This window comes from Nostoc cf. edaphicum LEGE 07299, from assembly GCF_015207245.1.
GTDB classification, from domain to species: Bacteria; Cyanobacteriota; Cyanobacteriia; order Cyanobacteriales; family Nostocaceae; genus Nostoc; species Nostoc edaphicum_B.
The window spans coordinates 1-5,114 of the sequence record NZ_JADEXF010000354.1 but is presented as its reverse complement, the minus strand read 5'-3'; the positions used below and the strand labels follow the sequence as shown (position 1 = coordinate 5,114).

Here is a 5,114-nt window from a genome sequence, read left to right as displayed (position 1 = left end):
CTTTACCATTGCTCCTGGAGAAACTGTAGCGATTGTTGGCGCAATTGGTTCGGGAAAATCGACTTTGGCCAATGCTTTACCGCGCTTGTTGGATATTGAATCAGGACAATTGTTTTTAGATGGGGTAGATATTACTAAGATCGCTTTGACAGATTTACGAGGTGCGATCGCCTACGTTCCTCAAGATAGCTTTCTATTTAGCACTACAATCAAAAATAATATTCGCTACGGCGATCCAGTTAGCGAACAACAGCAGGTAGAATCTGTCGCTAAACTTGCCCAAATTGAATCAGAAATTCAGAATTTTCCCCAGCAATATGAAACTATTGTTGGCGAACGCGGTATTAATCTTTCTGGCGGTCAACGGCAACGTACTGCTTTGGCTCGAGCCATGTTGGTCAATGCTCCAGTGTTAATTTTGGATGACGCTCTCTCTAGTGTGGATAATCAAACAGCCACGAAAATCCTCAAAAATCTCTCCAGTGGTACTGAACGCAAAACAGTAATTTTTATTACGCACCAATTATCAGCGGCGGCGGCGGCTGACCGAATTTTTGTCATGGAAAAAGGAAAAATTGTGCAGGTCGGAAATCACTTAGAACTTTTACAACAACAGGGCTTGTACAGAACTTTGTGGAGCCAACATCAAGTTGAGGAATTACTGCGGTGAAGGAGGTAGGAGGCAGAAGGCAGAAGGCAGTCCCGATGAAACAAGTTTCAAAAGCCTTGAATGAAAGAATAACTGGGGATTGGGAAGATTGGAATGGGGATTCAGACCCCAACCAATTTCTTCCCTAGTACCCAGTAACCAGTCCCAGAGCGACCATTACTTACCTTCAAGCTTGGCTAAAATTGGGGAATCCTGGGCGCGACCCGTTGAAGAAAAATTCAGAAATTCCGACTTGACTGAAGGATTGTAAATAGGTCTAGCAAAATAATTGCATTTGTCATAACTTTATAGTTATAGAACTATTTATTTGATCGCCTCATCACTCATGGTTAACACCCTACCCAAGCCAGAAATCAAAACTCCCAGCAAAGAAACTGTACTCACCCCCCGGTTTTACACTACAGATTTTGAAAGCGCAGCCAAGCTGGATTTGTCTGCTCAGGAAACGGAGTTGCAGGCGATGTTGACAGAAATGCGGACAGACTACAACCGCCACCATTTTGTTCGGGATAAAGCGTTTGAGCAGTCTTGGGAACACATTGACGGTGAAGCAAGGCAGACGTTTATAGAGTATTTGGAACGCTCTTGCATTTCTGAGTTTTCCGGCTTCTTGCTATTCAAGGAATTATCCCGCAAGCTAAAAAATCGCAGTCCAGTGCTAGCGGAAATCTTTCAAATGATGGCGCGTGATGAAGCCCGTCACGCCGGATTTCTCAACAAAGCCATGGCCGATTTTAAACTCTCCCTTGATTTAGGCGCTGTTACCAAAACCCGCACTTATACATTTTTCCCGATTGAATGGGTACTTTACACCGTTTACCTCTCAGAAAAAATCGGCTACTGGCGTTACATTATTATTTTCAGGCATCTAGAAAAGCACCCAGAAAACCAGTTTTACCCGATATTCCGCTACTTTGAGAGTTGGTGTCAGGATGAAAACCGCCACGGGGACATATTCAAAGCATTATTGCGTTCTCAACCGCAACTTTGGAACAACTGGAAATCTAGGCTGTGGAGTCGCTTTTTCTTGCTATCAGTATTTGCTACTCACACCCTGACAGTTCATGAACGTTCTGGGTTCTACAAATCATTGGGACTTGATGCCACAGAATTTGATATCCAAGTTGTCCGCAACACCAATGAAACCGCAGGACGGGCTTTTCCTGTAATGTTAAATACCGAACATCCCAAGTTTTTCTCACGTCTGCAACGCTGTGCAGGTTACAACTTGAAAATTGCAGAGATTGAAAGCAATTATAACCCGAAATTGGTGAAGCTAATTCGCAAACTACCTTTGATTGCAGCAATTGTTTGGAATCTGCTGTTAATTTACCTCATCAAACCAATTGATACTGAAGCGCTGCGGGGAACGGTTCGTTAGCTATTTATTAGACATCTGCTTGTGAAATTAATTATGCGTTATTCAAAACACATGATTAATTTCACCAAATGTCAATTCTTGAATATTTGGGTAGCTGAATAATGACAAAATTAGACTAAAGTCTATACATATTGATAACAATGCCTACGACGCCACAACTAAACACGGACTCACTCAAGGTACAGGAGTAACTCCGGTACAGTGCGGCCCAGAAAAAGTTTCTCAAAGTGGAGATGAATCGGATGCAAAAGTAGAGGTTCAAACTCAACAATAAAGGCGAAAACAGCATAACGTAAACCTGCTAATAATTTTCGCGTTTACACTGTTTGGAGTCAAATTGAGAAATTACAAAAAGAACTCCGAACCATACGGAAGCCACTTGGCTTGACTACAGTGCAAGAAGTGTCAACAGCAAATTTATCCACAAGGTGCTTGATTCTTCTGGCTGTCTGTGATACTTTTTTTGTACAAACCATAAAATACTGTAATTCTATCCAGCTACCGTTGTTTTTAAATCTCGTTAACCTAGTTGCATGGATTTGGAGTTAAGAATAAATAGCTAATCTATCAAGATTATTTATTGCAAAGCTAACGCGCCTACATATTGCACTATTTTCCGTGTAGACCGTCATTAGTCATTTGCGTTTACCAAGGACAAAGGACAATTGACAAAGGACAACCTCACCAGTTGATGTGCAATCTTATTTGCGTAACAGCTTATAACATAGCGAACCAACGAACTAGAAATTAATCTCTAAGCCAGGGCAACCTTATGAGTAAAATACGTGCTGTGATTGTTGATCCCAATGTGCCGGGGCGTTTGGCACTAAGTGTTGTCATGGAGGTTTTTTGGCGATCGCCCCACATTGTTCCGTTGGCTGGTAATGGCTATTATTCTGGTGGGAAGCGCTCTCACCATTCCTCAATCTTCTGCCACCTACAGCAGTCATACCATTGCGATCGGTATTTTCGCTAGTTTTGGCGCTGGGATTGTTTACGCCTTTTATTGCATCATTGCTCAAAAATGTTTAGAAAAATTCCATCCAGTTCCCTTTACCTGGATCAGTTTTGCCTCCACTCTACTGCTTTCTGGTGTTAGCTTACTCCTCTGGCCAGCTAAGAGCGGCCAACTTGATTGGACACCCCTATGGATTGGTAGTATATTTTCGGGTCTTGTAAGTTTTATCGGACACACTTTAAACAATGTGGGAATTCGCATGGTTGGCGCATCTACGGCTTCTATAATCGGCTCTAGTAGTCCAGCATTGACAGCGTTAGTTGCATGGATAACCATTCACAAAACTTTAAATGTGATTCAGAGTGTAGGGATTGGTGTTGTCACATTGGGCATCGCGTTACTTAGTGCAGAAGGCTTTGTAAAGTCGCTCAAAATTAGGGATTGAATTGGGAATTAAGATATGCCTTTCTCCGCTATCCTTTTTGATTTAGACGGGACTTTGACAGATCCTAAACCTGGCATCACTGGTTGCATTCAGTATGCGCTCTCTGAACTCGGTTACAAACCACCGAATGTTGATGAATTACATTGGTGTATTGGCCCACCACTGAAAGATAGCTTTTCGCAATTACTCAATACCTTAGATAGCACAGTAATTGAACAGGCTATTTTACATTATCGTTGTCGCTTTGCCACCATTGGATTATTTGAAAACTCTCTTTATCCACAGATTACAGAAGTCTTAAAAGCCATTCGTTTTGCTGGTTATAAAACTTTTGTGGCGACTTCTAAACCATATATTTATGCGACACAAATTATTGAATATTTTGGCTTGTCATTGCTTTTTGATGGTGTTTATGGTAGCGAACTTGACGGAACGCGGAGCATAAAAGGTGACTTAATTCACCATATTTTATTAACAGAAAAACTTTTACCCTCTACTGTGGTGATGGTAGGCGATCGCTCACATGACATCATTGGAGCCAAGCGCCATAAAATAGCCTCAATTGGTGTCACCTATGGCTATGGAACTGAGGAGGAATTAAAAGCTCATGGTGCTGACTTGATTGCCCATTCTCCAAGTGATATTCCCAAATTAATAATTCGTAAATAATGCCACCATCTTTAACACTTTTCCATAGCTTACTTCTGTTTAGTACCGCTTTTATTGCAGGCGGCTTAAATGCTGTAGCGGGTGGTGGAAGCTTTATCACCTTTCCAACTCTTATCTTTACGGGTGTACCCCCGATCGCAGCTAACGCCACCAATAATACTGCAATTTGGGTGGCTTCCCTCGCCAGTGCTGGAGCATATCGTCAAGATTTGGGCATCGAGCGGCGAGATTTTTTACTTTTATGTGGCGTCAGTTTAGTTGGTGGCATGATTGGCTCCATAGCTTTGTTGTATACATCGCCAGATGTCTTTAAAAAGCTGATTCCCTATCTATTGCTGCTAGCAACAGTTGTATTTACCTTTGGCGAACCGTTCAAAAAGTGGTTGCAGCGTCGAAACCAGAATACATCACCGGAATCTGTACCGTTGTTTAATTTGGTACTGGCTCAACTAGCGATCGCAATCTATGGCGGTTTCTTCGGCGCAGGTTTAGGGATTTTAATGCTGGCAACTCTAACCTTTTTAGGTATCAAAAGTATCCACAAAATGAATGCTTTTAAGACATTTTTAGGGAGTTGTATCAATGGTATTGCGATCGTTCCATTTCTTTTTGCAGGTGTGATTGCTTGGCATCAAGCTATTTTGATGGCAGTCGGTGGCTCTCTTGGTGGTTACTTAAGCGCCCATTATGCTCTTAAACTTGAACCGCACTTAATTCGGAAATTTGTGATGATTGTTGCTTTTAGCATGACTGCCTACTTTTTTATTCACGGTTAAGAACTGGGAACTACTCATACCATCTTTAGCTCTAATACCAATTTGAAAAATGATTGCGACAGATGGAAAACTGAAACACTTATCCAATGGATGTTTCACAATCCAAAATCTAAAATCGTTCGACTGAGCGTAGCTGAAGTCTAAAATCCAAAATGGTATGAGATTCCCCACTCAGTACTCTTGATAATTGGGTTGTCTCGTTCCTAGCCTTTGCT

The 5,114-nt window shown here is 41.8% G+C and carries 5 protein-coding genes; all 5 read left to right on the top strand.

Going from position 1 to position 5,114, the window contains the following annotated elements:
* Window positions 1-670, top strand: a 670-nt coding sequence (locus IQ229_RS12425; RefSeq protein ID WP_194044088.1) for an ABC transporter ATP-binding protein, incomplete at its 5' end; no start/stop codon positions are given.
* Between the two features lie 325 nt (window positions 671-995).
* Window positions 996-2,051, top strand: a complete 1,056-nt coding sequence (gene acsF, locus IQ229_RS12420) for a magnesium-protoporphyrin IX monomethyl ester (oxidative) cyclase (protein ID WP_194044086.1) — start codon at window positions 996-998, stop codon at window positions 2,049-2,051.
* A gap of 833 nt (window positions 2,052-2,884) precedes the next feature.
* The gene (locus IQ229_RS12415; RefSeq protein ID WP_228013420.1) at window positions 2,885-3,454 is read left to right on the top strand and encodes a DMT family transporter; all 570 of its coding nucleotides are present in this window, start codon (window positions 2,885-2,887) and stop codon (window positions 3,452-3,454) included.
* Window positions 3,455-3,469: 15 nt separating this feature from the next.
* Window positions 3,470-4,123 carry an HAD family hydrolase gene (locus IQ229_RS12410; RefSeq protein ID WP_194044084.1) on the top strand — a complete coding sequence of 218 codons (654 nt, stop codon included), beginning with the start codon at window positions 3,470-3,472 and terminating at the stop codon, window positions 4,121-4,123.
* Entirely contained in the window at window positions 4,123-4,899 is a 777-nt protein-coding gene (locus tag IQ229_RS12405) for a sulfite exporter TauE/SafE family protein (protein ID WP_194044082.1), read from the top strand. Before IQ229_RS12410 ends, IQ229_RS12405 begins: the two co-directional genes overlap by 1 nt.
* Window positions 4,900-5,114 lie beyond the last annotated feature (215 nt).

Excerpts from the sequence above, each read along its gene's own strand:
- acsF (WP_194044086.1), top strand. The coding sequence starts at position 996 with ATGGTTAACACCCTACCCAAGCCAGAAATCAAAACTCCCAGCAAAGAA.
- IQ229_RS12410 (WP_194044084.1), top strand. The coding sequence starts at position 3,470 with ATGCCTTTCTCCGCTATCCTTTTTGATTTAGACGGGACTTTGACAGAT.
- IQ229_RS12405 (WP_194044082.1), top strand. The coding sequence starts at position 4,123 with ATGCCACCATCTTTAACACTTTTCCATAGCTTACTTCTGTTTAGTACC.